The organism is Vibrio sp. L85 (assembly GCF_963871815.1).
GTDB lineage: Bacteria > Pseudomonadota > Gammaproteobacteria > Enterobacterales > Vibrionaceae > Vibrio > Vibrio harveyi.
The window spans coordinates 297,963-322,794 of sequence record NZ_CAWMYL010000022.1; the positions used below are offsets into that span (position 1 = coordinate 297,963).

The 24,832-nt window shown below is 45.1% G+C and carries 23 protein-coding genes; 16 read left to right on the forward strand and 7 right to left on the reverse strand.

Going from position 1 to position 24,832, the window contains the following annotated elements; translation table 11 throughout:
- The first annotated feature begins 101 nt into the window (after positions 1-101).
- The 5 genes from AACR11_RS05970 to AACR11_RS05990 all read left to right on the forward strand — a co-directional run bounded on the left by AACR11_RS05970 (position 102) and on the right by AACR11_RS05990 (position 5,255).
- Positions 102-2,549, forward strand: a complete 2,448-nt coding sequence (locus AACR11_RS05970) for a DmsA/YnfE/YnfF family dimethyl sulfoxide reductase (RefSeq protein ID WP_029789851.1) — start codon at positions 102-104, stop codon at positions 2,547-2,549.
- A complete protein-coding gene (locus tag AACR11_RS05975) occupies positions 2,549-3,178 on the forward strand; it encodes a DMSO/selenate family reductase complex B subunit (protein ID WP_005433785.1) in 630 nt (209 codons plus the stop codon). The genes AACR11_RS05970 and AACR11_RS05975 overlap by 1 nt, the downstream gene beginning before the upstream one ends.
- On the forward strand, positions 3,178-4,029 hold the full coding sequence (locus tag AACR11_RS05980) for a dimethyl sulfoxide reductase anchor subunit family protein (protein WP_029789852.1): 852 nt from the start codon (positions 3,178-3,180) through the stop codon (positions 4,027-4,029). Before AACR11_RS05975 ends, AACR11_RS05980 begins: the two co-directional genes overlap by 1 nt.
- Before the next feature lie 130 nt (positions 4,030-4,159).
- Complete coding sequence (locus tag AACR11_RS05985; RefSeq protein ID WP_029789853.1) at positions 4,160-4,771, forward strand: TorD/DmsD family molecular chaperone; 612 nt, start codon at positions 4,160-4,162, stop codon at positions 4,769-4,771.
- Positions 4,758-5,255 (forward strand): 4Fe-4S binding protein, encoded by a 498-nt coding sequence (locus AACR11_RS05990; protein ID WP_029789855.1) that lies wholly within the window; start codon positions 4,758-4,760, stop codon positions 5,253-5,255. Before AACR11_RS05985 ends, AACR11_RS05990 begins: the two co-directional genes overlap by 14 nt.
- Before the next feature lie 55 nt (positions 5,256-5,310).
- On the opposite strand, the gene AACR11_RS05995 is transcribed toward AACR11_RS05990, so the two are convergent.
- A complete protein-coding gene (locus AACR11_RS05995; protein ID WP_005433839.1) occupies positions 5,311-5,895 on the reverse strand; it encodes an FMN-dependent NADH-azoreductase in 585 nt (194 codons plus the stop codon).
- Positions 5,896-6,070: 175 nt separating this feature from the next.
- Here AACR11_RS05995 and hrpA point away from each other — a divergent pair, with 175 nt between their 5' ends.
- The 4 genes from hrpA to AACR11_RS06015 all read left to right on the forward strand — a co-directional run bounded on the left by hrpA (position 6,071) and on the right by AACR11_RS06015 (position 11,512).
- Positions 6,071-10,108 carry an ATP-dependent RNA helicase HrpA gene (hrpA, locus tag AACR11_RS06000; RefSeq protein WP_079325600.1) on the forward strand — a complete coding sequence of 1,346 codons (4,038 nt, stop codon included), beginning with the start codon at positions 6,071-6,073 and terminating at the stop codon, positions 10,106-10,108.
- Between the two features lie 51 nt (positions 10,109-10,159).
- On the forward strand, positions 10,160-10,312 hold the full coding sequence (locus AACR11_RS06005) for a hypothetical protein (protein WP_196334505.1): 153 nt from the start codon (positions 10,160-10,162) through the stop codon (positions 10,310-10,312).
- Positions 10,313-10,321: 9 nt separating this feature from the next.
- Entirely contained in the window at positions 10,322-10,801 is a 480-nt protein-coding gene (locus AACR11_RS06010) for an outer membrane beta-barrel protein (protein WP_005451857.1), read from the forward strand.
- A 195-nt stretch (positions 10,802-10,996) separates the two neighbouring features.
- Positions 10,997-11,512, forward strand: coding sequence for an outer membrane beta-barrel protein (locus AACR11_RS06015; protein WP_009698056.1), 516 nt, complete (start codon positions 10,997-10,999; stop codon positions 11,510-11,512).
- Between the two features lie 91 nt (positions 11,513-11,603).
- On the opposite strand, the gene AACR11_RS06020 is transcribed toward AACR11_RS06015, so the two are convergent.
- The 4 genes from AACR11_RS06020 to metA form a co-directional block, all read right to left on the reverse strand.
- Positions 11,604-12,011: a hypothetical protein gene (locus AACR11_RS06020; protein ID WP_029789858.1), complete on the reverse strand. Its 408-nt coding sequence runs from the start codon at positions 12,009-12,011 to the stop codon at positions 11,604-11,606.
- Positions 11,995-13,572 (reverse strand): S41 family peptidase, encoded by a 1,578-nt coding sequence (locus AACR11_RS06025; protein ID WP_029789859.1) that lies wholly within the window; start codon positions 13,570-13,572, stop codon positions 11,995-11,997. Before AACR11_RS06025 ends, AACR11_RS06020 begins: the two co-directional genes overlap by 17 nt.
- A gap of 305 nt (positions 13,573-13,877) precedes the next feature.
- Positions 13,878-14,606 carry a type IV pilus biogenesis/stability protein PilW gene (pilW, locus tag AACR11_RS06030; RefSeq protein ID WP_009698053.1) on the reverse strand — a complete coding sequence of 243 codons (729 nt, stop codon included), beginning with the start codon at positions 14,604-14,606 and terminating at the stop codon, positions 13,878-13,880.
- Between the two features lie 148 nt (positions 14,607-14,754).
- On the reverse strand, positions 14,755-15,696 hold the full coding sequence (metA, locus tag AACR11_RS06035; RefSeq protein WP_005451864.1) for a homoserine O-acetyltransferase MetA: 942 nt from the start codon (positions 15,694-15,696) through the stop codon (positions 14,755-14,757).
- A gap of 577 nt (positions 15,697-16,273) precedes the next feature.
- On the opposite strand from metA, the gene AACR11_RS06040 reads away from it, so the two are divergent.
- The 3 genes from AACR11_RS06040 (at position 16,274) to AACR11_RS06050 (ending at position 18,130) form a co-directional block, all read left to right on the forward strand.
- Positions 16,274-16,657: a hypothetical protein gene (locus AACR11_RS06040; protein WP_029789860.1), complete on the forward strand. Its 384-nt coding sequence runs from the start codon at positions 16,274-16,276 to the stop codon at positions 16,655-16,657.
- A 306-nt stretch (positions 16,658-16,963) separates the two neighbouring features.
- The gene (locus AACR11_RS06045) at positions 16,964-17,644 is read left to right on the forward strand and encodes a hypothetical protein (protein ID WP_223295804.1); all 681 of its coding nucleotides are present in this window, start codon (positions 16,964-16,966) and stop codon (positions 17,642-17,644) included.
- 153 nt (positions 17,645-17,797) lie between these two features.
- A complete protein-coding gene (locus AACR11_RS06050; protein WP_005451868.1) occupies positions 17,798-18,130 on the forward strand; it encodes a DMT family transporter in 333 nt (110 codons plus the stop codon).
- 94 nt (positions 18,131-18,224) lie between these two features.
- Here AACR11_RS06050 and AACR11_RS06055 read toward each other — a convergent pair whose 3' ends face one another.
- Together AACR11_RS06055 and AACR11_RS06060 are read right to left on the reverse strand one after the other, a co-directional pair.
- Positions 18,225-19,652: an APC family permease gene (locus tag AACR11_RS06055; protein WP_005451870.1), complete on the reverse strand. Its 1,428-nt coding sequence runs from the start codon at positions 19,650-19,652 to the stop codon at positions 18,225-18,227.
- Between the two features lie 614 nt (positions 19,653-20,266).
- Positions 20,267-20,896: a LysE family translocator gene (locus tag AACR11_RS06060; RefSeq protein ID WP_009698046.1), complete on the reverse strand. Its 630-nt coding sequence runs from the start codon at positions 20,894-20,896 to the stop codon at positions 20,267-20,269.
- A gap of 481 nt (positions 20,897-21,377) precedes the next feature.
- On the opposite strand from AACR11_RS06060, the gene AACR11_RS06065 reads away from it, so the two are divergent.
- From AACR11_RS06065 to AACR11_RS06080, 4 genes are all read left to right on the forward strand, one after another.
- Positions 21,378-22,316 carry a LysR family transcriptional regulator gene (locus AACR11_RS06065; RefSeq protein WP_029789770.1) on the forward strand — a complete coding sequence of 313 codons (939 nt, stop codon included), beginning with the start codon at positions 21,378-21,380 and terminating at the stop codon, positions 22,314-22,316.
- A 242-nt stretch (positions 22,317-22,558) separates the two neighbouring features.
- Positions 22,559-23,506 (forward strand): LpxL/LpxP family Kdo(2)-lipid IV(A) lauroyl/palmitoleoyl acyltransferase, encoded by a 948-nt coding sequence (locus tag AACR11_RS06070; RefSeq protein ID WP_029789769.1) that lies wholly within the window; start codon positions 22,559-22,561, stop codon positions 23,504-23,506.
- 104 nt (positions 23,507-23,610) lie between these two features.
- Positions 23,611-24,141, forward strand: coding sequence for an RNA 2',3'-cyclic phosphodiesterase (gene thpR, locus AACR11_RS06075; protein WP_029789765.1), 531 nt, complete (start codon positions 23,611-23,613; stop codon positions 24,139-24,141).
- A gap of 49 nt (positions 24,142-24,190) precedes the next feature.
- A complete protein-coding gene (locus tag AACR11_RS06080; RefSeq protein WP_029789764.1) occupies positions 24,191-24,763 on the forward strand; it encodes a hypothetical protein in 573 nt (190 codons plus the stop codon).
- The last annotated feature ends 69 nt before the right edge of the window (positions 24,764-24,832 follow it).

The window sequence follows — 24,832 nt, forward strand, 5'->3', positions numbered from 1 at the left end:
CAATCTCAATGTCTTTTATTTCTAACGAGTGTTCTTTCCCCACTTAAATCCATTAATTAAGCGCCACTACCAAATTCAAAAACGTAATTTAGGAAAAAACCATGAGTCAAAATGGTAAGTTTAATATTACTCGGCGTGATGCTTTAAAGGGTGGTTCTGCACTTGGCGCTTTGGCGTTAGCAGGAAACGCGCTTTCTCTCCCGTTTGCAACTAAAGCGGTTGCCAAAGAAACGCCAGCAAAACCAAATGAAAAAATTGTCTGGTCGGCATGTACCGTAAACTGCGGTTCTCGTTGTCCGCTTCGCATGCATGTGGTCGACGGTGAAATCAAATGGGTAGAAACCGATAACACGGGTGATGATGTGTATAACCACAACCATCAAGTACGTGCTTGTTTGCGTGGTCGCTCTATGCGTCGCCGTGTTTACTCGCCAGACCGTTTGAAATACCCACTTCTTCGTGTTGGTAAACGTGGTGAAGGTAAGTTCAAACGTATCACTTGGGACGAAGCCTTTGACCTCATTGGTGACAATCTAAAACGTATCATTAAAGACTACGGTAATGACGCGGTTTACCTAAACTACGGTACAGGTACGCTTGGTGGCACAGTAACTAAGAGTTGGGATCCGAGCGCGACATTGGTTGCTCGTATGATGAACCTTTGTGGTGGTTACCTAAATCACTACGGTGACTACTCAGCAGCGAACATTGAATGTATGTCTGAGTATTTCTACGGCACTTGGGTAGACAACAACTCGATTGACGACGTACAAAACGCAGATCTTTGTCTGATGTTTGGTAACAACCCTGCAGAAACTCGTATGTCGGGCGGTGGTCAGGTTCATAACTACGTGGACGCAAAAAACATCAGCCACACACGTACGATCTGTATCGACCCTCGTTACACCGATACTGCCGCGGGTCGTGAAGACCAATGGGTACCAATCAAGCATGGTACTGACGCTGCACTGATCGCTGCTATCGCACATGTATTGATTAGCGAAGATAAAGTCGACCAAGACTTCCTTGACCGTTACTGTGTGGGTTACGATCGCAAAACACTGCCTGCGTCAGCGCCAGAAAACGGCAGCTACAAAGATTACATCATGGGCACAGGTCCAGATGGTATCGAGAAAACGCCAGAGTGGGCACAGCCAATCACAGGTATTCCGGCTGATGTGATTTTGAAACTTGCGCGTGAAATCGGTGATGCAAAACGCATTTACATCACCCAAGGTTGGGGTCTACAACGCTCAGCAAACGGTGAGCAAGCGTGTAAAGCGATCATGATGCTGTCTCTGCTTCGTGGTCAGGTTGGTCTACAAGGTGGTGGTACTGGTGCTCGTGAGGGTAACCATTCTTACCCATTCCAACGCTTCCCTAAAGTACCAAACCCGATCAGCGCTTCCATCCCAATGTTCCTTTGGACAGACGCGATTTACCGCGGTACAGAAATGACAGATCTGACCGACGGCATCAAAGGCGTTCAGAAGCTACAAAACAACATCAAGTTTATCTGGAACTACGCAGGTAACTGTCTGATTAACCAACACTCAGACATCAACCGCACACACGAAATTCTTCAAGATGAAAAAGCGTGTGAAATGATTGTGGTGATCGACAACCACATGACCTCTTCTGCGAAGTATGCCGATATCGTACTGCCAGACTGTACAACCTCGGAGCAATCGGACTTCTGTATGGATGGTGCGGCAGCGTCAATGCCTTACTTCATCTTTGCAAGCCAAGCGATTCAACCTCGTTTCGAATGTAAGCCAATCTACGACATCATGTCTGGTGTGGCGAAGCGCATGGGCGTGTTTGATGAGTTTACTGAAGGTCGCACTCAAGAAGAGTGGCTTAAGTGGATGTATGCTCAGACCGTTAAACAGAACAACGATCCAAACCTGCCGTCTTACGATGAGATGAGAAAGCAGGGTATCTACAAGAAGCAGTTCGATCGTCCACATGTGGCGTTTGAAGACTTCCGTCGTGACCCAGAAGCGAATCCATTGCCTTCACCGTCAGGTAAGATTGAGATCTACTCAGAGACCCTAGCGAAGATAAACGAAGAATGGGAACTGGACGAAGATGAGTCCATCAAGCCATTGCCTGAATACGTATCGACGTTCAACGGCTGGGATTCACCAGATCGTAAAGAGTTCCCGCTTCAGTTGACGGGCTTCCACTACAAAGCACGTGCGCACTCTACGTACGGTAACGTCGACATCCTAAAAGCAGCGGCACCACAGGAACTTTGGATCAACCCAGTCGATGCCGCTTCTCGCAACATTGATAACGGTGACTTGGTTAGCGTGCGCAGTAAGTTCGGTGAAATGAACGTTCGCGTAAAAGTAACCCCACGCATCATGCCACACATCGTTGGCTTAGGTGAGGGCGCATGGTACTCACCAAATGGTAAAGGTGTTGACCAAGCGGGTTCAATCAACGTATTGACGACACAACGTCCAAGCCCGTTGGCAAAATCAAACCCGAGCCATACCAACCTCGTTGAAGTGACGCTAATTAAGAAAATGGGGGCTAAATAATGAGCACAGCGAAGCAGTATGGCTTTTACATTGATTCAAGCAAATGTACTGGCTGCAAAACATGTCAGCTCTCTTGTAAAGACAACAAAGATCTGGGTATCGACCGTAACTTCCGTCGTGTTTACGAATACGTAGGCGGCAACTGGACGGAAGAAAACGGTGCGTTCCGTCAAAACGTGTTCGCGTACTATCTATCGATCTCTTGTAACCACTGTACTAACCCTGCGTGTACCAAGGTTTGTCCATCAGGTGCAATGCACAAGCGTGAAGAAGACGGCTTTGTCGTTGTCGATGAAAGCGTGTGTATCGGCTGTAAATCTTGTCACATGGCATGCCCATACGGCGCACCTCAATACAGCGAAGAAAAAGGTCACATGACTAAGTGCGATGGCTGTTACGAACGTGTCGCAGAAGGCTTAATGCCAGTGTGTGTTGATAGCTGTCCATTGCGTGCGATTGAGTTTGGTCCAATTGATGAGCTACGCGCGAAATACGGTTCAAACGCGGATGTGGCACCACTGCCAGATTCTCGCATTACGAGCCCGAACTTGATCGTGAAGCTAAATCCAAATGGTCGTCCAACCAATGACCGCACTGGTTTCCTACAGAATCCAAGAGAGGTGAAATAATGTTATACGAAGCACCATTAGTTGCCTTTACGGTTCTCGCTCAAACAGCGGTTGGCGCGCACCTAACGGTTAATGCGTTCGAGAAATTCGGTAAGCCACCACGCGTGACAGAACCTCGTATGAACATCGCTCGTTTCGCAATTTTGGTTGTAATGGGATTGGGTTTCTTGTTCTCAACCACTCACTTGGGTAGCCCTCTTCGTGCCTTCAACGCATTAAACCGTGTTGGCAGTGCGGCGCTATCTAACGAGATCTTAACGGGTGCAAGCTTTCTGTCTCTAGCGGGCTTGTACTGGTTGCTAACGATTCTAAAAATCGGCAGCGAAGGCGTTCGCAAAATTGTGAACTGGTTGTCTATCGCGGTTGGCGTGATTTTCATGTTCGCGATGGCAAATGTTTACCAAATCGAAACGGTACCAGCATGGTACTCACCAATGACCACGGTTGCGTTTTGGTTCACGGTCGTGACTTCGGGTCTGATGTTTGGCTACACGCTGATCAACGTATTGGACGTGACGGCTGAGAAAACCAATCGTCGCCTAATGTGGGCTGGTGTGAGCTTGATTGCGCTGAACCTAGCGTTCTCAGTGATGCAGACGATTTACTTCGCAGGTATCTCAACGGCGATTCACAGTGGCTTGGATCAAATCACAATGCTATCAGGCTATGTTGCTGGTCACGTGTTGTTGCTTGTGGTTGCTGCTGCTCTTTGGGTATTCGCTGAGTTGTTTACCGCAGAAGGTCGTCAGAAGAACGTGCTGGTTATCGTGGCATTCGTTGCCTTGTTCGTTGCAGAGATTCTAGGTCGCAACGTGTTCTACGGCATGCACTTTACATCTGGTCTGTACTGATAGCCGTTATTTGTGCTGATAAGCATTATTTGTACTGATAACAATTAATAGAGTGGGGCGAGTATTCGTCCCACCTCAATTCCGTTTTACTTAATCGAAGAATAAAAACACCAGTCATCAAAGGTACTTCATGCAAATTTCTCAACTTGAACCACAAGATACCAGCATCGTTCTTAAGCTGTTTGGTGCACTGTTTTACTACCAGCCAAAAGATTACCCAGCGGCAAATCTCGATACGTTGCTGAGCAATACTGATACACCAATTGAAGCACTTAATGACATGCTGCGCAGTTTTCAAAGCGAGAGTGAAGAGGCACTGCAAATGGAGCACGATCGCATGTTTGCCGGTATTGGTGAGATGCCAGCGCCACCTTGGGGTTCGGCTTATCTAGATAAAGAAGCGGTGTTGTTTGGTGAATCAACCATTGAATATCGTTACTTCTTGCAGCGTTGTGGTTTTGCTTTGAAATCTGACCAACGTGAACCAGAAGACCAGATCGGCTTGATGTTGATGGTGTTAGGCATGTTGATTGAAACTGAACAGCAAAAACTGGCGGCTGAAATGCTACGCGAACACTTGATGACGTGGTTTGGCTTTTTCAACAAGCGCTTCAAAAAAGCGGTGACGCTCACGCCTTACTCAAAACTGTCGAGCCTTACTGAAGAATTGCTTCAATCCTTGAGTGAGCAATATCAAGTCGTTGTACCAGCAAAAAGAGATTACTCGGATGCGCCAGTCTGAATCGGTTGATCTAAGCAAGCGACGTCTGTTTTCGTTCCGTCGCGCGCCAGTAGAGCAAGCTCAAGAGCCTCGTGTTAAAGCGAGACCGCCGTATGCGGTGGAGGAGTCGATGTTCACTCGGCTTTGTGATGGATGCGGAAAGTGCGCTTCTGCATGTCCAAGCCAAATCATAGAAATGGTTGATGGCGTTGCCGCGTTAGACATCAGCTACTCGGCATGTGATTTATGCGGCGCGTGTAAGTCGGCGTGCCCTACATTAGCACTTTCAAACCAAACAGAGTCTACAGGCTTGATCGCCACTATCTCGAACAGCTGCGAAAACTTATACGGTTATTGCGGCAGTTGCGAGGACAGTTGCCCATATGATGCTTTGCAATGGCAAGACGATTTCAAACCTAAAATTGACGCTGCCAAATGCAAAGGTTGCGGACAATGCGCGCAAAGCTGCTACAACAGCATGATCAGCTTTGACTTAAAACGATAAAAAAGGGATTGGCGCGAACCAATCCCTTTTTGTTTGTACTCAATTCTATTTAATCTTACGCCAAGGTTGCCAATTGGCTTTGCGCGTCTGAAATGCCTTTCGCTGCTGCGTCTTCACCCATGTTTAGCGCTTCTGCGTAAACAAACTCCACATCCGTGATACCAACAAAGCCCAATACTGTGCGTAGGTATGGTGTCATGCTGTCGGTTGGTGAGTCTTTATGAAGACCGCCACGAGTGGTGACTACGATTGCTTTCTTACCTTCAATCAGACCTTGAACGCCGTTTTCTGTGTATTTGAATGTCACGCCTGCACGAGCAATCAAATCAATCCAGTTTTTCAGCTGAGTTGGAATCGTAAAGTTGTACATTGGTGCTGCGATAACCAAAGTATCCGCTGCTTTGATTTCTTCAATCAAGGTATCAGACAGGTCAACCACCGCTTGTTGCTCTTGTGAAAGATCCTCTGTTGCACGTAGTGCTGTCGCAACGGAAAAGTCTAAAACTGGCAGTGGATTTGCAGCTAAGTCACGAACAGTTAGCTTATCTTGGTCTACATTTTTGATGAAGTCTTCAACCAGTTTGTTTGATTGAGAGTAATCGCCAAGGATGCTTGATTTAAGAGCTAGTACACGAGACATATGGATTTCCTTTAATAAGTGCTTTCGGCTATGTGATGCATTATAGGCAATGCTCGTCGACTCAAAACCCGATGGATTTGCTTAAGTTGTTCGAAAAAATTGAATGATTGCTTGAAGCTGCTTTCCGTTATCTTGTTCTAGCCCTTATGTGCTACAATCCGCGCAGTTTTATGTAATGAAAAGAATAGGAAACGCTTTGACTTCGTCACAGCCCCCAAAAAAGAATCCCGCTGAAGAGCAAGCGACACCGTCAAATGGTGCGCAAAATGCCAAAGCGAAGCAGGCTAATGCATCTCAAGCACAAGCTTCTCAGAATGCTACGCCTCAGGCTCAAGTAAATAACGCGGCGTCACTGCGCAAGGCACTTAACCAGTGCATGATGCGTGATCGCTTCCGCTTGAGTAAACGAATCTCTGGTGCAAGCAAAATCAAAAAAGACGCAGCACGTAACGCTGTGTTTGATGAAATCGCATTAGACATCGCCAAATCCATGATGGTTGTGGAGCAACGTAGTAGCTACAAACCAACGATTGAATACCCTGAAATCCTGCCAGTCAGCCAAAAACGCGACGACATTGCGAAAGCGATCGAAGAAAACCAAGTGGTTATCGTTGCGGGTGAGACCGGTTCAGGTAAAACCACTCAGCTACCAAAAATCTGTGCGGAGCTTGGTCGTGGTAAGTTCGGTCTGATTGGTCATACTCAGCCTCGTCGTCTTGCGGCGCGTTCGGTTGCGAACCGTATTGCTGAAGAGATGGAAACCAAGCTTGGTGAGTTTGTTGGCTACAAGGTTCGATTCAACGATCAGATCTCTGAAAACACCCAAATCAAATTGATGACGGATGGTATCTTGCTGGCTGAAATTCAGCATGACCGCTTCTTGAATCAATATGACACCATTATTATCGATGAAGCGCACGAGCGCAGCCTTAACATCGATTTCATCTTGGGTTACTTGAAAGAGTTGCTACCACGTCGTCCTGATCTGAAAGTGATCATCACGTCGGCAACCATCGACCCTGAGCGTTTTTCAAAACACTTCAACAACGCACCAATCATTGAAGTGTCAGGTCGTACTTACCCAGTAGAAACGCGTTACCGCCCACTAAGTGGTGATGACGATAATGATCGTGACCAACTTGAAGGTATCTTCGAAGCGGTAGACGAACTGTGCGATGAAGGTTTAGGTGACATTCTGATCTTCATGAACGGTGAGCGTGAAATCCGTGATACCGCTGATGCACTGTCTAAACGTAACCTGAAGAGCACGGAAATTGTGCCGCTTTACGCGCGTTTGTCGGCGGGTGAGCAGAACAAGATTTTCCAACCTCATGCTGGTCGCCGCATTGTACTGGCAACCAACGTAGCGGAAACCTCGTTGACGGTTCCGGGAATCAAATACGTTATCGACCCGGGTACGGCGCGTATCAGCCGATACAGTTACCGTACTAAGGTTCAGCGTCTTCCAATCGAGCCAGTTTCTCAGGCGAGTGCGAACCAACGTAAAGGTCGTTGTGGTCGTGTGGAAGAGGGTATCTGTATCCGTCTGTACTCAGAGGAAGATTTTGAGTCACGTCCGGAGTTTACCGATCCTGAGATCCTGCGTACCAACCTAGCGTCGGTTATCTTGCAGATGACGGCACTTGGTTTGGGCGATATTCAAGCCTTCCCGTTTGTGGAAGCACCTGACAAACGTAACATTCAAGACGGTGTTCGCTTGTTGGAAGAGCTGGGGGCAATTAACGCAGAAGCGAAGGACCCGAAAAAACGCCTAACCAGCATTGGTCGTCAACTTGCACGTCTTCCAATCGACCCACGTTTAGCGCGTATGGTATTGGAATCACCAAAGCAAGGCGCATTGAAAGAAGTGATGATCATCGCGGCTGCATTGTCGATTCAAGACCCGCGCGAGCGTCCAAGTGACAAGCAGCAATCATCAGATGACAAACACAAACGTTTCTTCCATGAAGACTCAGATTTTCTGACGTTCGTGAACCTGTGGAATTACATCCAGAAGCAGCAGAAAGCGCTGACGGGCAACCAGTTCCGCAAGCAATGTAAACAAGATTACTTGAACTACTTGCGCGTGCGTGAGTGGCAAGATGTGTACTTCCAAATTCACCAGTCGATGCGTGAAATGGAATTCAAACTGAACGATGAGCCTGCGTCTTACCATGGCGTACACAGCTCAATCCTCGTTGGTTTGTTGTCACACATCGGTATGAAAGACCAAGAGAAGAATGAATACCAAGGCGCGCGTAACGCTCGTTTCCATATCTTCCCTGCATCAGGTTTATTCAAGAAACAGCCTAAGTGGATCATGTCTGCTGAGTTGGTGGAAACCTCAAAACTTTGGGGTCGCATCATTGCTAAGATTCAGCCTGAGTGGATTGAACCATTAGCGAAGCACTTGATTAAGCGCAGCTACAGCGAGCCGCATTGGTCGAAGAAACGTGCAGCAGTCATGGCACACGAGAAAGTGATGCTTTACGGCGTGCCAATTGTACCGAAGCGTTTGGTGAACTACGGCAGTATCGATCCAACCGTCAGTCGTGAGCTGTTCATTCGTAGTGCGCTGGTGGAAGGTGAGTGGGAAACCAAGCACGCGTTCTTCAAGCAAAACCGTAAGCTTCTTCAAGAAGTGGAAGAGCTTGAACACAAATCTCGTCGCCGTGACATCTTGGTGGATGACGATGAACTGTTTGATTTCTACGACCAACGCGTTGGCACTGAAGTGGTCTCTGGCAAACACTTCGATACATGGTGGAAGAAAGCATCGAAAGACAACAAAGAACTGCTGAACTTCGAGAAAGAGATGCTGTTCAAAGGCGATGCAAGCCACGTTACCGATTTGGATTACCCGAACTTCTGGCATCAAAACAACCTGAAACTTAAGCTGAGCTACCAGTTTGAGCCGGGCGATGACAGCGACGGTGTGACAGTTCACTTGCCGTTGCCGATCTTGAACCAAGTCGAGCCTGCGGGTTTTGACTGGCAGATCCCAGGTTTACGCCATGAGCTTGTAGTGAGCTTGATTAAATCGCTGCCGAAGACAGTTCGTAAGAACTTTGTCCCTGCGCCAAACTACGCCGATGCTTTCTTGGCTCGTGCAACACCAATGGAAGCGCCGCTGCTGGACTCATTAGAGAAAGAACTGCGTCGAATGACGGGTGTGGAAGTTCTGCGCGAAGATTGGAATATGGATCAAATTCCGGAGCACTTGAAGGTGACTTTCCGCGCGGTTGACCATAGAAATCGCAAGTTGAAGGAAAATAAAGACCTTCACGAATTGAAAGAGAGCTTGAAAGACAAAGTTCAAGAAACCCTTTCAAAAGTAGCGGATGACGACATCGAGCAAGAAGGTCTGCATACGTGGAGCTTCGGCGAACTGCCTAAGGTTTACCAACAAAAACGTGGCGGTTACGACGTTAAAGCGTACCCAGCGATTGTTGATGCCAAAGACAGTGTTGAAATTAAACTGTACGAGACTGAATACGAGCAGGTCACGGCAATGCAAGCGGGTCAGCGTCGTCTGATCTTGTTGAACGTGCCGTCGCCAATTAAATACCTGCACTCTAACTTACCGAATAAGTCGAAGTTGGGTCTGTACTTTAACCCTTACGGTAAAGTGTTGGATCTGATTGATGACTGTATCGCGTGTGGTGTCGATAAGCTTATCGAAGAGCAGGGCGGTTTGGTTTGGGAGCCAGAGAAGTTTGACGCACTGAAAGAACACGTTCGTGCTGAGCTTGGTGATACGGTGGTGGACATTGCACAGCAAGTGGAAACCATCCTGACGACCGCTTTCAATATCAATAAGAAGTTGAAAGGCAAGATCGATTTCACCATGGCGTTCGCATTATCGGACATCAAAGCACAAATCGAAGGATTGATCTTCAAAGGCTTCGCGACAGAGTGTGGCTGGAAACGCCTGCCAGATATTCTGCGTTACATGCGTGCGATTGAGCGTCGTATGGAGAAGCTGCCGATCGATCCAAACAAAGACCGTTTGCACATGCTGAAAGTGGAATCCGTTACGAGCGACTACAAAGAGCTGCTCAACAAAATTCCGAAAGGTATGGTGATTCCAGAGAACGTGAAAGAGATCCGTTGGATGATCGAAGAGCTTCGAGTGAGCTTCTTTGCTCAACAATTGGGCACGCCGTATCCGGTTTCTGATAAACGAGTCAAAAATGCGATTGATGCTTGCTGATCGATCAGTACAATAGCGGCAGTTTTTCTTGTGGGGTTTACTGACTAATCAATGGGTTGTCCAGTGACAGACGCGATTGGTACAGTAATTGCAGATATTTTCCCACAAGTGTTTTTAAGTCATGAGGGAGGCAATGGTTCGCCTCCCTTATGTTTGCAGTACCAACCTCTGCGTGACGCAGAAGTGGGTAATAATAAAGAGTAAAGGTTGATGATGAAGAAAACTCTATTGGCAGTAGCACTACTAAGTGCTTCTTCTGCAGCAATGGCAGATTCATGGATTTATGGTGGTGCTTCTGTAGGTCAGTCTGACTTCAAAGGTGAAACAGACACGTCTTACTCTGTGCACGTAGGTACAGGTATCCTGCCAATTATCGGTATCGAAGCGGGTATTACTCAGCACGGTGAATTCAAGATTGCAGGTCAAGAAACTAAGCTGACTTCATACTATGCAGCGCTTAAACCAAGCATCGACTTCGGTCCTCTGCACGTTTATGCGAAAGGCGGTATTCACCAGTGGGATAAGAAAGTATCTGGCGGCAAAGATGACGATGATCTAGATCTAATGTACGGTGTAGGTGCGGAATACTTCATTTTCGGTCCTATGTCTGTTGGCGCAAGCTACATGAACTACACAGCGGGCAAAGACGACATCGGTACGTTCTCTCTAAACGCGACACTGCACTTCCTATAATCGGCGAGTCTTTCGAAGGTTTGATAAACACCGGCAATATGCCGGTGTTTTTTTGTCTGTAAATCACACAAATAGACATTGAACAAAAATTATTCGTTTCTTGACCTTAAAACCATCAATCTTTCGCATATAGTAATTACCTAACTATGCATCACGTGATGTTCCGTTCTGGAATCGAACAGGAAAGGTATAACTATGAAAACAAAACTCTCGTTATTGGCTTTGGCGCTATGCTCATCTTCCGCGTTTGCTGACTCTTGGATTTATGCTGGTGGTCAAATCGGTCAGTCTGATATCGACAGCGAAAACGATACGACTTATGGCGTACATGTGGGTACTGGCATCTTGCCGCTCATTGGTCTCGAAGTGGGTTACTTCAACCATGGCAAGGTAGATTTAAATTTAGCGGGTAGCCGTGGTGATGTGGATCTCTCATCCTTCTATCTTGCGGCAAAACCAAGTATCGACTTTGGTCCTCTGCACGTTTACGCGAAAGGCGGTATCAACGCCTTTAACGTTGAATACAATGGCAACTTAAGCAACCTAGACAAAGACGACGGTGTGTCTTACATGTATGGTGTCGGCGCAGAGTACTTCTTGTTAGATAACATCTCTGTTGGGGCGAGCTATCAAGCTTTTGGTGTTGATATCAATGGTGACAGTGACACCGTAAGTAGTATCACGGGTAACGTGACTTTCCATTTCTTATAAGCGAAACAGTGGGAAGAGCTTCAACGTATTTGAAGGCTTAGAACGAAAAAAGCACGCTGGTACGTACATGAGGTAACAGCGTGCTTTTTACTTAGTCCTGAATCGGATTTGGTCGACACTGTATGTTGGTCAGAGGAATAAACTTATCGCTCTTCTCGTAATACACTCCGCAATCTTCACCTCGTAGTTGCAACGTATATTGATCAGGCAACTCGATTTCAGCTCCGTTCAATGACACACCTTGCTCATCCATTAATTGTCCAGATACGATCAAAAGATGAGAGTTGGTTTCAAACGTATTTGACGCGATCTTGGGTGGAACTTGATTGCCTTGAATCGTAGTTATTGCGCGCTGAATCTCCGATACTGTGTCACCAGAAGTCTTGATGCTCAATGCGTTCACCATATCATCGTTGTTACTTGATGATGAGCAACCCAATAGCATCACACTCATACCCGCTCCGGTAAGCAAGGTCATTGTTTTAGTTAATGTTGACATGAATAGCCTCTTGTCGAAGTGGATCAATCCCTTGATTAAGTGGAGTACCACCTAGCATTGGCATTGCTCTAGGAGCAGGAGCCACTGAAGGCGCAGCAGGGCAGTTACCTGTCGTCATATAGTTGAGAGCGGCAGAAAGCATACCTTCAGAGATATCGCCTAACGGTGCATTCATGTCATCTGCCACAACACAGCCTTCCACTTTGTCATCTATACCAATATTAGACGATACAAGATTTTTTGCCGTAGGGATGAAGCCATCTGCAAAATCACCAAAGCCTTTTGCGTTGATCGATTTAAACTGAATAGTGTAGTAAACGCTGCCACAGTTTGCTTCAGGCGAAAACCCGTAAGGTTTACCAGTGGTCGTTGTTCCGATTTGAATTACGTCGACATCGATACCACGAAGTGCGTTGATCAGAAGCTCGCTTGAAGACGCTGTGTTGTCGGTGGTTAGGACATAAACACGTTTGGCGCTTAATGTCGGCAAAGATTTGCTTGTTAATCTGCCTGTCGCCCAGTTAATTTCTTTATCAACGAAATTGTAAACTTTACCGCCTTGACCTGACTTTGTGATTTTGTCGTTGTAAACCAATTGCCCAAAGACTTGATTCTGATTCGCCCCCGATAGCATGTAACCGACTTGTGCCGACTGCCAAATCAGACCGCCGCCGTTGTAACGTAAATCCATCACGACTTCGTCGACATTCGACGAAGACAGGCGATTAAACGCATCTATTAATGGTTGTTGAGCTGTTGCTTCGAACGCGTTGAACTGCATATAGCCAACCGTCTTATCTCCGTAGTTGAACACTTTAACGTTTTTAACCGGAGACGTTGCTACATCTTGCGCTTTGATGGTGACAACTTTCACAGCACCGTTCTTATCAAGAAACGTAAAGGTGTAGTCTTGATTGTTATTTGGAGAGAATAGGGTGTTGTTGATGTAATCAACGTCGGTTTGAAGTGGTGAATTAACCACGTCGACGTGATCAATCTTAATCAGTTTGTCGCCGCGCTCGACACCTTTAAGAGCGGCAGGAGAGTTGTCTTCGGTGTAGGCAATTCGAATATCTCGTGGCTCTGTCCCTTGAATGAACTTCCAATTAAAGCCAAACCCAGACACTAAACCAGATTGTTGAGATTTCATGAAAGCATCATAAGAACGAATGTAGTGAAAACGGTCTTTCTTTTGACCCGTTGCGGTTCTTGCTGGCGTTACTAGCGACTTAAAGTAATCGGAAACAGACGCATAGTTGCTTGGATTATTATCTGGAATTTCGTCATACCATAGATAGGTCTCGTGGCTGAAAGCGCGTAAGAACATTTTTTCGTACATGCTTGAGCCAGCTTGGTCCGGGTACGCTTTGCCTGTGTATGGATCAATCCCCGTCCTTACGTTATTGCATTGATTGGCATAGCTACTTGCTGATTGAGAAAAATCGCCTGCTGTCCAAGCCGCGCTGCTGGCAGTTGTCGTGCCGTCTCCACCACCGCCACAACCCTGTAACAGTAAAATAGGGAGAGCTGCCAATACTGCTGTGTTTTTATACTTAAACATGGTTTCCCTTACATCTGTGTTAATTGTATACATAAGTCATTCGCGTTGAGCCAAGGATCTTGAGGTCGCTTGGATATAAACATTGACCTTGTATATAAATTCCTTTTACTGAGGCTTGAATGTATAAATAACTGGTTGCATACCGCAAATGGGAATCATCGCAATGTGGGGACGATCACACTCGTTTATGTTGGAAAATCAACGAGCTTCTGTGTGATACAGAAGCTGCTGAATGAAAGGGAGATCGTTATTCTGAGAGGCGGGTGGATGAATGACTCAGGGCGAAGTATAGACTTCACTACCCATCAAGACATTCTGTCCAATTGGTACTGATATTTCTTTTCTAACGCTTCGTTTCCTGCTGCACGTTCGAGTTCTACCATGAGACGAAGGGAAGGCTTTTTAACACCGTACATTTGGTTAAAGCGCATTAAGCGAATTCGCGCATCGGTGTAGTTGCCACTATCGATTTCAAGTTTAGCCAGTTGAAGAATAGACTTAGGACGGTGAGGGTCATGATCGATTGCGCGAGTGAAATAGTATTTCGCCTTTTCTACATCGTCTGACTTAAGCGCACAAAAACCGGCGTTCTCATAACTTGCAGGGATAAGGTAGTAATAAGGCTGCTCAATTGCACGATTAAACATTTTGTCGGCTTGTTTGTACTCCCCTTGTTTACAAAGGAATGTGCCGTAGTTATTGAGTACGTTTCCGTTCTTCGCGTTTTGGCGTAATGAGCGTTTGTACATTTGTTCCGCTTTGACATCTTCTCCGACCGTTTCGTAATAATGCGCCATAGAGAGTTGTGCACGGTAATAGCTAGGTGCATGGGTTAAGGCTTGTTGAAGGTTATCGTGAGCACGAATCATACTTCCGCTTTCAAGGTAACCTAGACCTAAAGCGATACGTGATTCAGCCATAGCGACAGGATCTGCTTTAACGACAGGGCTTTTACCGTCTTCATTTACGGTCACACATCCCATCAATCCCATCTGTATGACGAGAACTGCTGCACCAAGCTTTACGATTTTCATTTATTTTTCCTGCGTCCCTGTTCCACAGAGCATGATATGAATTACAGTGCAAAAGCCTAATGAGGAAAAATTACTATGCGATCAGGTTAGCAAACTGATACAAAAAAGCCGCCAGTTGGCGGCTTAGTTCACATTCTAATTCAGCGACTTAATCGTCTTTCGTAAATGCATCTTCACTGAAGTGGTCCAGATCATAAGGCGTTTGTTGGTAAACGCAGTAGTTAAGCCAGTTAGAGAATAGTAAGTGACCATGACTACGCCAACTCGCGCATGGCGGATTATCTGGATTGTTATTTGGGTAGTAATTGATTGGAATTGCAGGTTCCATGCCTTCACCCAGATCGCGAATGTACTCGTTATGAAGAGTATGGGAATCGTATTCAGGATGACCGGTCACAAAGACATTACGTTTGTCTTTGGTTGTTGCCAGATAAACGCCAGCAACATCAGATGTCGCGAGAATATCAAGATCAGTGTGCTCTTCTAAAAACTCCGGTGAAAAATCTGCATAGCGAGAGTGCGGCGCTAAAAATGTATCATCGAAGCCTCGTAAAAGAGGATGGTACTGGTGGTGAATGTTATGGTGATATACACCAGACAGTTTTTCTTTACGTGTTTTCTTTGGCAAGTTGTAGAGAAGCTTCAAACCAGCTTGCGCTGCCCAACACACGTAAAGAGTCGAAGTGACGTGGTCTTTTGCCCACTCCATAATGGTTTTCAAGTGGTCCCAATAGATGACGTCCTCGAACTGAACCAAGCCTAGCGGCGCTCCCGTGATGATAAGACCATCGAAGTTTTTACCTTTTACCATCTCAAACTGACGGTAGAAGGTATCAAGGTGTTCAGTCGGTGTATTCTTGCTTGGACGATTGTCGATTCGAAGTAGCTCAACATTAACTTGCAAAGGGCTATTGGAAAGTAGGCGAAGAAACTGCGTTTCGGTCTCAATCTTTTTTGGCATCAAATTGAGAATAAGCACTCGCAATGGACGGATTTCCTGACTCGCCGCTCGACTCTCGCTCATCACAAAGATGTTTTCTGTCCTCAATACATCACTAGCGGGTAATTGATCTGGAATTCTAATTGGCACGGCTTTCTCTCCCTAAGCTTAACTTTTTAGACGTCTATACTTCTAAAGCTAACGTAATTGCTTGCGGATGTCGACATGAAATGTGACTTTGAACGGGATTTCTTTTCATATGGCTCAATCTCAGCAGAAGCTTGCGTTGTAAACCCAAGTGACTCGTTGCCGATTCTTGACTTAGACCCACTAGACCTTTAAATCGCCGCCGCGTCTACAAACCAAGTCATTCTCTCGGAACCTAGCATTTAGAGATTACTTGGGTATACATCTGAGCGACGACAAGAAATCGATAACTCACCTTGATACATCTAATGGCGAATAATAAGACACGCTATGTTCCATGACTGCCGATGAAATTTAGCTTAGTGCTGTCAGGTCATGTCGATAAGAAAACACAAACTACCAACTGTGATTGCTGCAAGATTTCTGAATACATTTTTGTGAAACACAGAGCGTAGAGTTTGAAGGCAATTATGAGATCGAGTTAGTATAATTTTTGAACCCTAATACTAAAAACACGAAAGGGTTCACCAACTCGTGCTTATGTACACAGTTTGGATAATCATCGTCAGCGGAGGATATCATGTTCGGTATTTTTAAGAGAAAAGAGACCATTCAGAGCATCGCACATCAAGTTCCTAATGTTTTACTTAGAGAGTTTGGGGATAAGAACAGCTACTCACCAGATGAAGTTGATAAGGCGCTATTAGAGCTAGGTCATGAGAAACATCGAGATATGACGCGCTATCAATATGCGTATGGGATGTTTACTAGTCTCGCGAGTTACGAGCAGTTGGGCTTAACGCAAGAGCTCGGTAATTATGGGCACTTCCAACGCGAAGTCGGTAAAATGTTGTTGAATACACCAGAACCTATTGATATGCATATTTACTTTGAGCTTGCTCAACAACATCACTTAAGTGGCGGTCAAGCCAATGTCGTCGATAGTGTTGATGGCGGTTATTAGTGCGATCATTTCAAATTCATTTCCTTGCAGGCTTTCCTCACCATTTAGAGCAGATCTAATAGTGGTATTTCGATGAGCGGGCACACAGTTCCGAGTGTTACGCTCACTCAAGTTCGTTAGAAGGTACCGTCAAAAGCCCTTAGTCTCCTTTTTTAGCTAGCGTATTTTTAGTTTTTCATGCGTGTCTGTGTGCATATTTTGACGTTGGTCAAAAATGTGCCAGTTTCTCTCTCGCTTATATTCATCTTGTCCAATACTAATCTGAAGTTGGCTTTCAGTTTTGGAACAAAGATCATGGAGAGGGATATGCAAAGGTGGCTTAGCGCACTCACACTCGCGGGATTAGCGGGATGCAGTTTGTCTAATGAGATTTATATGGAAGGACGAACTCTTTACTTTAACGGTGAGATTACAGCAGAGAAAGTAACAGAGGCTATTGAGTTAGCAAATGTTCAACCAAATGGTGTGGTTGCCATGATGATTGACAGTGACTCTGGTGAATATCGTCCTGCTATGGAACTTGGACGCTGGGTTTATACCAACCAAGTCCATTTGATCGTCAATGGTACATGTGCGTCTGCCTGTGCGAATTATGTATTAACCGCAGCACCGAGCACCTTAGTGATGAAAGGCTCTGATGTACTTTGGTTTGGCGGTGCCATGCAAGATGAATGGGATGTCGATGGCTTTGATCAGAAAGAGCTTGAGCAATGGCAACAGTCGCTCAGCTTATGGCGTCAACATGAGGACGCGTTTTTTGCCTTGGTTGATGTTAACCCTAAGATCACCATGTTTGGTCATATGAATAAACGCGAGAAATTACACAAAGCAGGGTGTGATATCGACGATGCTGCGTGGATGTACCATATTGATGATATGCAAAAGCTTGGACTGAATAATATCGTTTATGCAGACCCAGACGCTTTGATCACAGCACGAAAAGATGCACCTGGTTGCGTCATCAATTTGGAAGATTCTGACTTTTGAGTGTGATTATTACACCCGCGTAAATGTGAGTTGCATCACTTTTTATAGCGCGCTGACGGATTTTGATTATAATGCGCCGCTCAGAGATTCGATATGTCATCGAGTTCAGGTTAATTGAGCGTTGATTGCCTTATGTTCAAAATGCTTGTTTCTATGCCTCCATTGGTTGCGTTGTCTATTGCTATCGTGTGTGAGGTGATTGCAACTTCTTCTATTCCTAAAACTGAACAGTTTACCAAGTTGATGCCAAGTACCGTGGTTATTATCGGTTATGGCATCGCTTTCTTCCTATTGTCTGTCACCGTGAAAAGTATGCCTGTTGGTCTTGTGTACGCAATTTGGAGTGGGGCAGGGATTGTTCTTGTTGCTGCGGTTGGCTACTTCCTATACGGACAAAAGCTCGATCTTGCAGCTATCGTCGGTATTGGTTTCATTCTTACTGGCGTAATGATTGTGAACTTGCTGTCTAAGACGGTAGGTCACTAATCCAAAAGTTTATCAATAAAAAGCCGCGAATCATTCGCGGCTTTTTGTTATCTGAAGAAACACTTTTTTGCTATCTAAAGAAACATTGATCAGATTAATTCGCCATCGCTTCAATCAATTGACCTTGTTGGCGACGCTTACGGTTGCGGTACATCACCGCTGCAATTGCTGGCAAGCTGAAGGCGATAAAGCCAAGAATCAAAGCGTAAGCACCAGTTTGAGCACTAATGCCTGCTGGTACATCGAATGAAACGAAGATAGTTACTAAGCAACTGACCAAGCCAAGTGTTGCGACTAACATCATACCGAACTTGCCGCCAGGCACGCGGAATGGACGTTCAATATCTGCATGTTTACGGCGTGATACCAAGAAGCTTACGAAGATACAGATGTACATCACCATGTAGAGCTGAGTCATTAGAATATTCAATAGCCACATGCCTTGGTTCACGTTTGGTACCAAGATAAACACCAAAGAAAGCACACTCACAATCGCACCTTGTAGCAAAAGAAGTGGAACCGGCGCTTGGTTCTTATTTTCTTTTGATAGCGTCAGTGGCATGAAGTGGTCTTTTGCGGCGACGTGCAGGCTCTTGGTTGGTGCAATGATCCAGTTGTTTAGGCTCGCTAAGCTGCCAAACACAATGGCAAGTGCGATAACTGGCAGCATGAATGACATGTTCAAATCATCAAAGAACGCTTTGAATGCCAGAATTACGCCCTCGCTCAAGCTGGAATGATCGCTCGATACTACGGAAGAGATGGAAAGTGAACATGCAGTCAAAGAGACTAAAATCAACACAGTTGAAGCAATCAGCGCCTTAGGGTAAGTCTTTTGCGGATTGTCGACTTCACTTGCGTAAGACGTGGTTATCTCAAGTCCTGTTAGAGAAAGCACAACTGCTGTAAAGCCTGCACCAATACCATCTTGCGAGAAATCCGGTAGCCAGTCAGACGCATGACGAAGGGAGATATGCGATTCACTAGGGTTGGTATAAGCCCAGTAACCGCCCAAGCCGATGATCAGTAGGATAGGGAAGATAAGCCCCAAAGTGCCAAACACATTGGTGATGAGCGAAGACAAACGCAAACCAAAGATGTTGACCAAGGTCAGAGCCCAGAAAATCACGTTAATCATGATCAACATAAAGATGTTGTTTTGTGCCAGTTCAGGGAAGAAAGGATACGCACCAGTCGCGACGATGAATGAAATGAGCGGTGGGTAGTACACAATGTTCTCGGCATACTGATACCACACGGTCGCAAAACCAAAGTTTGGACCTAACGTCTCTTTACCCCATAAATACACACCGCCTTGTTGCGGATAAGTGGTACTCAATTCTGCACAAACTAATGCGGTTGGAACGAAGAAGCAAAGACCAGCCAATAGAAAGAAAGAGATGGCGTGACTACCAAATAAGGCGGCACCCGGAATGTTCCTTATACTGTCGACGGACGTAACCGTAATCATGATGACAGAAAAGACACTGAGTTTGACGGCGGATTTGGCGATATTGCTCATTCGATACCTTTAATGATTGAGCCACGAGTTCTGGATGCGAACCCGCGTGCTACAAGTAAGACCGGCGTATTGTAGGGCTGCAAGAATCTGTGGGTATATAGCCAAAAATGGTATGTATTTACCCAAAAATGAACCGAAATCTCAGTGGCTTAATCGTAATCAATTTAATCGTTTGCTCTGGTCAAAAAACACAAAATTGAGTTAAAAAATGCATATTAATAAATGTGTTTATAGCGAATTATTTATTACCGAAAATATGGAAATTTAGCGGATTTTTGCCAATGTTTGACTCTCACCTTGGGGGAAGGTCTAGATTGGATACGACCAACAAGTTGTAGAAGATGGAGAAAATGATGGGATGTTGTAATCAAGCACCAAAAGGTGGCACTGGAAAGCTATCGTATTTATTAGGTTTAGTCGCAGCACTGTTTGTTGTGATCTTATTGTTGGCTGCGGTATTTGGCTAACATAAAAAGACACCGAACGCACGCTGTTGAACCAAGTCGTGCTCTTTAAATAAGCACTTCGAGGGGCTTAGGTGTAAGTTAAAACGGTATAAAATAAAAAACACGCCAAAGAGCGTGTTTTTGTTCGTTCAGAAAAACTCGTTGTGTCTAAAACCGAGTATTTGCTAACCCTACGCCGAAAGAGATAAATAATGCACCGCTAACGTAGTTCAACCACTTGCTGGTTTTCGAAGAAGTAAGCAGTACTTTCAATTTCGTTGCGAAGAAAATTACGAATAAATACCAACTTGCCACAATACCTGCTTGCAGTGCTCCTAGAATCATACTTTGCTCAAGAATATGTTCTGGTTGTACAAACTGTGGGAAAATCGACAGATAAAATAGCACGATCTTCGGGTTAAGAAGGTTAGTGAGTAATCCTTTCACAAAGGCTTGTTTAAGAGTTTGTTCTTCAACTTTACGATCGAGCTTTAACTTCTGGTCAGCCAGTTTAAGACCGCTTTTTAGGTTGTTGATCCCCAACCAAACCAAATACGCAACGCCCATCCATTTAAGAATGTTGAACGCCAATGCCGATTGAGAAAGCAGCAAGCTCAACCCTTTTGCGGATACAAACGCATGAATCATAAAACCAAGTGCCACACCAAGGATGTTAGCAATGGCAAAGCGGCGGCTCTGCGTCAGTGCAGTAAACAGTATCAACAAGGCATTGGGACCTGGAATTATCGCTAGAAAGAAAACAATTCCGCCGAAAGCCAGCAAGGTATCGAGGTTCATGGTTATTCCAATAGAAAGGTTACACGCTGTTTATACACCTGCTTGTGTTTAAAAACAAACGACTATACCCAAGTAACTTCAAGATGCAGGATTCAGAGCGTTGTCATTGATTCGAGAGTAAGGAAAACAACGCAGTTTAATAGCCAGCTCTTTCCAAGTTGTTTGACGCAGCAATCGGGTCAATGACACGCTCCCAAAGGGCACTCTTTGCAAATAGTAAGGGCCTTGGCTTGTATACTTTGTTGCCGATTCTTGATTTAGACCCACTAAACCTTTAAATCGCCGCCGCGTCTACAAACCAAGTCAGTCTCGCTGAACCTAGCATATCGAGGTTACTTGGGTATATCAGAATTCTATTTGGCAGAAGGGGCAATGTAGATCAAGTAGGTTAACTGACTTAAGTAAAAGTGAGTTTTCAAACATGCTTATCTTTTCTAAAGCATTATAATCGACAGAAAATTATCAAATAGGATTAGATAATATGTTGCTTGAAGATCTGCAAGTCGTGCTCAAAGTCGCTGAGTTTCGGAGTATCACTGGGGCTGCTACAGCCCTCGATATGAGAACAGCAACGGCCAGTGCAGCAGTGAAAAGGGTTGAAGCTTCTTTAGGTGCGGAGCTATTCGTTCGTACTACACGCCATTTACGTTTGTCCAGCGCCGGCGAACGTTACCTTCCTCAATGTGAAAAAGCGCTAGAGATGTTAGAACATGCAAAGCAGAACATGCGTGAGGATCTCGATATCATTGATGGAGAGGTGCGTATTGCGCTCTCTTCTGATTTAGGGCGCAATTTGGTTACGCCATGGTTGGATGAATTCATGGATAGCTACTCAAAAGTCACATTGCGAAGCAACATCAGTGACAGCAACATAGATTTTTACCGTGATTCGGTTGATATGGCGTTGCGTTATGGTGCGCCCACCGATTCCAGTATGTATGGTTTTAAAATCTGTAACGTACCTCGATTATTGTGCGCTACACCCGAGTATCTCAATCTCGCAGGAACACCGAAGCATCCGCAAGATTTAGCTGAGCACAATGGGTTGCTTTATCAGTTGCACGATACGTTGCAAGATGTCTGGGGGTTCTCTGATGGCAGTGCTGAATACAAAGTGAAACTTAAAGGAAACCGAGCTTCGAATGACGGAGACTTAGTTCGACGTTGGTGTGTTTCAGGCAAAGGATTAGCCATTAAATCTTGTCTAGACATGTCGCAGGACTTACTGGATGGCAAGGTAATGAATGTCATGAGTGAATATAAACCGACGCCGACGGAGCTATGGTTAATTTGCCCAAGCCGACAGTCTATAACGCCAACGGTAAGGTTACTTAGAGATCTGTTTAGAGAGAAAACAAACGCTATTCTGTCTGAATTAGTAAAAGAGAATGTATTAGATAGCGAAGTTTTAAAACTCTAGTCTTAACTCGTCGCCTTTTGTAACCACGAAAGGCGGCTTTTTTGTGTCCATTCGACGAAAATCACGACCTTTATGTTCAAGTTGATAGGTCTGACCGCAATATCGGAAAGTTCTTATTGTGTGTTGTGTTAAAGAGCCCTAGAATCCGCGCGCTTTAGTTTTTGTAATAAGCACAGTCAATGATTTTAATCTCTATCATTGTTTTTAGAACTTTATAGGCGAACTCGTCTGATGACACATTCATGAATAAGCATACTGCACCAAAATTCAAGGCAGAATTTCTGGCTCCTCGCTACTGGGGCACATTGATCATTATCGGCATCATGTACCTTTTTAGTCTCCTCCCATTTCGTGTTCAACTCGCGCTAGGAAGCGGAATTGGTCGTCTTGCTATGCGATTAATGAAAAAGCGACAAGTCACGATCAAACGTAATTTAGAACTATGTTTTCCAGCGATGAGTGAACAAGAGCGTGATGCGATTTTAAAAGATAACATCGACAACGCAGGTATTGCCTTATTCGAAACCGCGATGGCATGGTTCTGGTCAGATAAACGCGTGAACAAACACGTGACAATTGAAGGTATGGAGCACATCGAAGCGCTTGAGAAACAAGGGAAGGGCGTATTAATGTTAGCGGTTCACTCAATGAACCTAGAATTAGGTGCTCGTGCGTTTGGCATCAAAAAATCTGGTTCTGGTGTTTACCGACCAAACAACAACCCCTGTTTTGACTACTTTCAATACAAGGGACGCTCTCGTTCGAATCGTACATTGATCGATCGTAAAAATGTTAAGGGCATGCTTGAAGCACTCAATACTGGTCATCGTGTTTGGTACGCACCGGATCATGACTATGGTACGCGTCGCTCGACGTTTGCACCTTTGTTTGCAGTAAAGCGTGCATGCACTACGACAGGAACAAGCTTGCTCGTCGATTCAACAGACTGCGCAATAGTACCATTTACCATGGTTCGTGGTAGCGATGGTCACTATACATTGACCCTTCGTGCTCCTGTTGAAGGTTTTCCGAAAAATGCCCCAGACCAAGCGGCAGTGTTTGTAAACAAGATCGTAGAACAATCGATCTTGGCATGCCCGAGTCAATATATGTGGTTGCACCGTCGTTTTAAGACACGCCCTGATGGTGAATGCTGTTTGTATAAACCTCAACTTGCACCCGCAATGTGAACACCAAGCCCAGACGTTTGTTCTGGGCTTTCTTTTATCTGTTGATTCATTTCCATAGGCTTGTTTGCCACAATATGGATATTCTGGCTTTAAGGACGTTTATGATGAGATTGTTTTTTGCAATGACGTTTGACGATGCAAGTAAGTCAAAGCTCAAACTGATTCAAGATAAGCTGAAGCAAAAGGGAATTGAAGGGCGTTATACCCGAAAAGACAACTTCCATATTACTTTGGCGTTTATTGGTGAATCGACCAACGAGGAAACTCAGCAACTCACAAAGATTCTCCACACAGTCACGCCTTCTTGCGAGCAGATTGTCGTCGATCATCTCGGCACGTTCCATCAAAGTGGTAGACAGTTAGCTTGGCTAGGCATCAAGAACAATCCCGCCATAGCAGAACGACAAAATGCATTAATAGAAACTCTAGAGCGCCATGGGTTTGTGACAGAGTCACGCACGTACGTCCCCCACATTACATTAGCTCGACATGTCGAAAAACAAGCCCCTTTGGATGAGGTTCTTATTTCACCGCTAACAATACCAATTTACTCCATCGCATTGATGGAAAGTAAAACGATAGAGGGGCAATTGAGCTATCAAGTTATCGAAGAAGTCGCTTGTTCATCTTCTTGATGATGTTTATGTTATTAAAACGGTCAGCAATGGAGTAAGGAGGTAAGTAATGGAAATACTCGACTATCAAATGGATGATGCTTCGATATACGCACTAAAGCGCATTGTAGGATTAGAATGCAAGTTAATGACAAGTATTGATAATACGAGCCTTGAATCAGATCCGGTGACAAGCTTATCTCCATTGTTTTTTCAGATGCCTACTGGTTTTGTTGAGCTAACAAACGAATGGCACACAAGCCCCCAAGGTCATGACTTTCATTTGCCAGTAGCAAGGTTTGTTGATGAGCTGAATCCACAAGAGGTAAAGCTGACACAGCTTGAAGGCGTGAGGTTTTGCGAAGAATCTAAAGTAATCGAGTGTATCAACGTCATTCGATTACGCAGCCGTAAAGCAGTAAAAGAAAATTTGGCTGATAAAGCGTTTGTCCCTTCTTCAGAGGTTGTTATCTACGACTATGGGCTCAACATTATGTTTGTTGATGGCACTTGTATTGCCGTAAAAACTGAAGATGATTCGATCTTGGGTGAGTGGCTTATTTCTAATGAAGCAATTGAGCCGTATCACCTTGAAGATGTTTACCAAGAAACATTAGAAATTCGTAGCCGGATAAGAGCTTAATTGGAGAGAGCAGCACGCGTTGCTCTCTTATTCAATCACGATCATGGAAAATAACCGCTAATACTCATA

Excerpts from the sequence above, each read along its gene's own strand:
- AACR11_RS06010 (WP_005451857.1), top strand. The coding sequence starts at position 10,322 with ATGAAGAAAACTCTATTGGCAGTAGCACTACTAAGTGCTTCTTCTGCA.
- AACR11_RS06020 (WP_029789858.1), bottom strand. The coding sequence starts at position 12,011 with ATGTCAACATTAACTAAAACAATGACCTTGCTTACCGGAGCGGGTATG.
- AACR11_RS05985 (WP_029789853.1), top strand. The coding sequence starts at position 4,160 with ATGCAAATTTCTCAACTTGAACCACAAGATACCAGCATCGTTCTTAAG.
- AACR11_RS06040 (WP_029789860.1), top strand. The coding sequence starts at position 16,274 with ATGTTCGGTATTTTTAAGAGAAAAGAGACCATTCAGAGCATCGCACAT.
- AACR11_RS05980 (WP_029789852.1), top strand. The coding sequence starts at position 3,178 with ATGTTATACGAAGCACCATTAGTTGCCTTTACGGTTCTCGCTCAAACA.
- AACR11_RS06080 (WP_029789764.1), top strand. The coding sequence starts at position 24,191 with ATGGAAATACTCGACTATCAAATGGATGATGCTTCGATATACGCACTA.
- AACR11_RS06070 (WP_029789769.1), top strand. The coding sequence starts at position 22,559 with ATGAATAAGCATACTGCACCAAAATTCAAGGCAGAATTTCTGGCTCCT.
- AACR11_RS06045 (WP_223295804.1), top strand. The coding sequence starts at position 16,964 with ATGCAAAGGTGGCTTAGCGCACTCACACTCGCGGGATTAGCGGGATGC.
- AACR11_RS05995 (WP_005433839.1), bottom strand. The coding sequence starts at position 5,895 with ATGTCTCGTGTACTAGCTCTTAAATCAAGCATCCTTGGCGATTACTCT.
- AACR11_RS06060 (WP_009698046.1), bottom strand. The coding sequence starts at position 20,896 with ATGAACCTCGATACCTTGCTGGCTTTCGGCGGAATTGTTTTCTTTCTA.
- AACR11_RS05975 (WP_005433785.1), top strand. The coding sequence starts at position 2,549 with ATGAGCACAGCGAAGCAGTATGGCTTTTACATTGATTCAAGCAAATGT.
- AACR11_RS06055 (WP_005451870.1), bottom strand. The coding sequence starts at position 19,652 with ATGAGCAATATCGCCAAATCCGCCGTCAAACTCAGTGTCTTTTCTGTC.
- thpR (WP_029789765.1), top strand. The coding sequence starts at position 23,611 with ATGAGATTGTTTTTTGCAATGACGTTTGACGATGCAAGTAAGTCAAAG.
- AACR11_RS06015 (WP_009698056.1), top strand. The coding sequence starts at position 10,997 with ATGAAAACAAAACTCTCGTTATTGGCTTTGGCGCTATGCTCATCTTCC.
- hrpA (WP_079325600.1), top strand. The coding sequence starts at position 6,071 with ATGAAAAGAATAGGAAACGCTTTGACTTCGTCACAGCCCCCAAAAAAG.
- AACR11_RS06005 (WP_196334505.1), top strand. The coding sequence starts at position 10,160 with ATGGGTTGTCCAGTGACAGACGCGATTGGTACAGTAATTGCAGATATT.
- pilW (WP_009698053.1), bottom strand. The coding sequence starts at position 14,606 with ATGAAAATCGTAAAGCTTGGTGCAGCAGTTCTCGTCATACAGATGGGA.
- AACR11_RS05970 (WP_029789851.1), top strand. The coding sequence starts at position 102 with ATGAGTCAAAATGGTAAGTTTAATATTACTCGGCGTGATGCTTTAAAG.
- AACR11_RS06050 (WP_005451868.1), top strand. The coding sequence starts at position 17,798 with ATGCCTCCATTGGTTGCGTTGTCTATTGCTATCGTGTGTGAGGTGATT.
- AACR11_RS06025 (WP_029789859.1), bottom strand. The coding sequence starts at position 13,572 with ATGTTTAAGTATAAAAACACAGCAGTATTGGCAGCTCTCCCTATTTTA.
- AACR11_RS05990 (WP_029789855.1), top strand. The coding sequence starts at position 4,758 with ATGCGCCAGTCTGAATCGGTTGATCTAAGCAAGCGACGTCTGTTTTCG.
- AACR11_RS06065 (WP_029789770.1), top strand. The coding sequence starts at position 21,378 with ATGTTGCTTGAAGATCTGCAAGTCGTGCTCAAAGTCGCTGAGTTTCGG.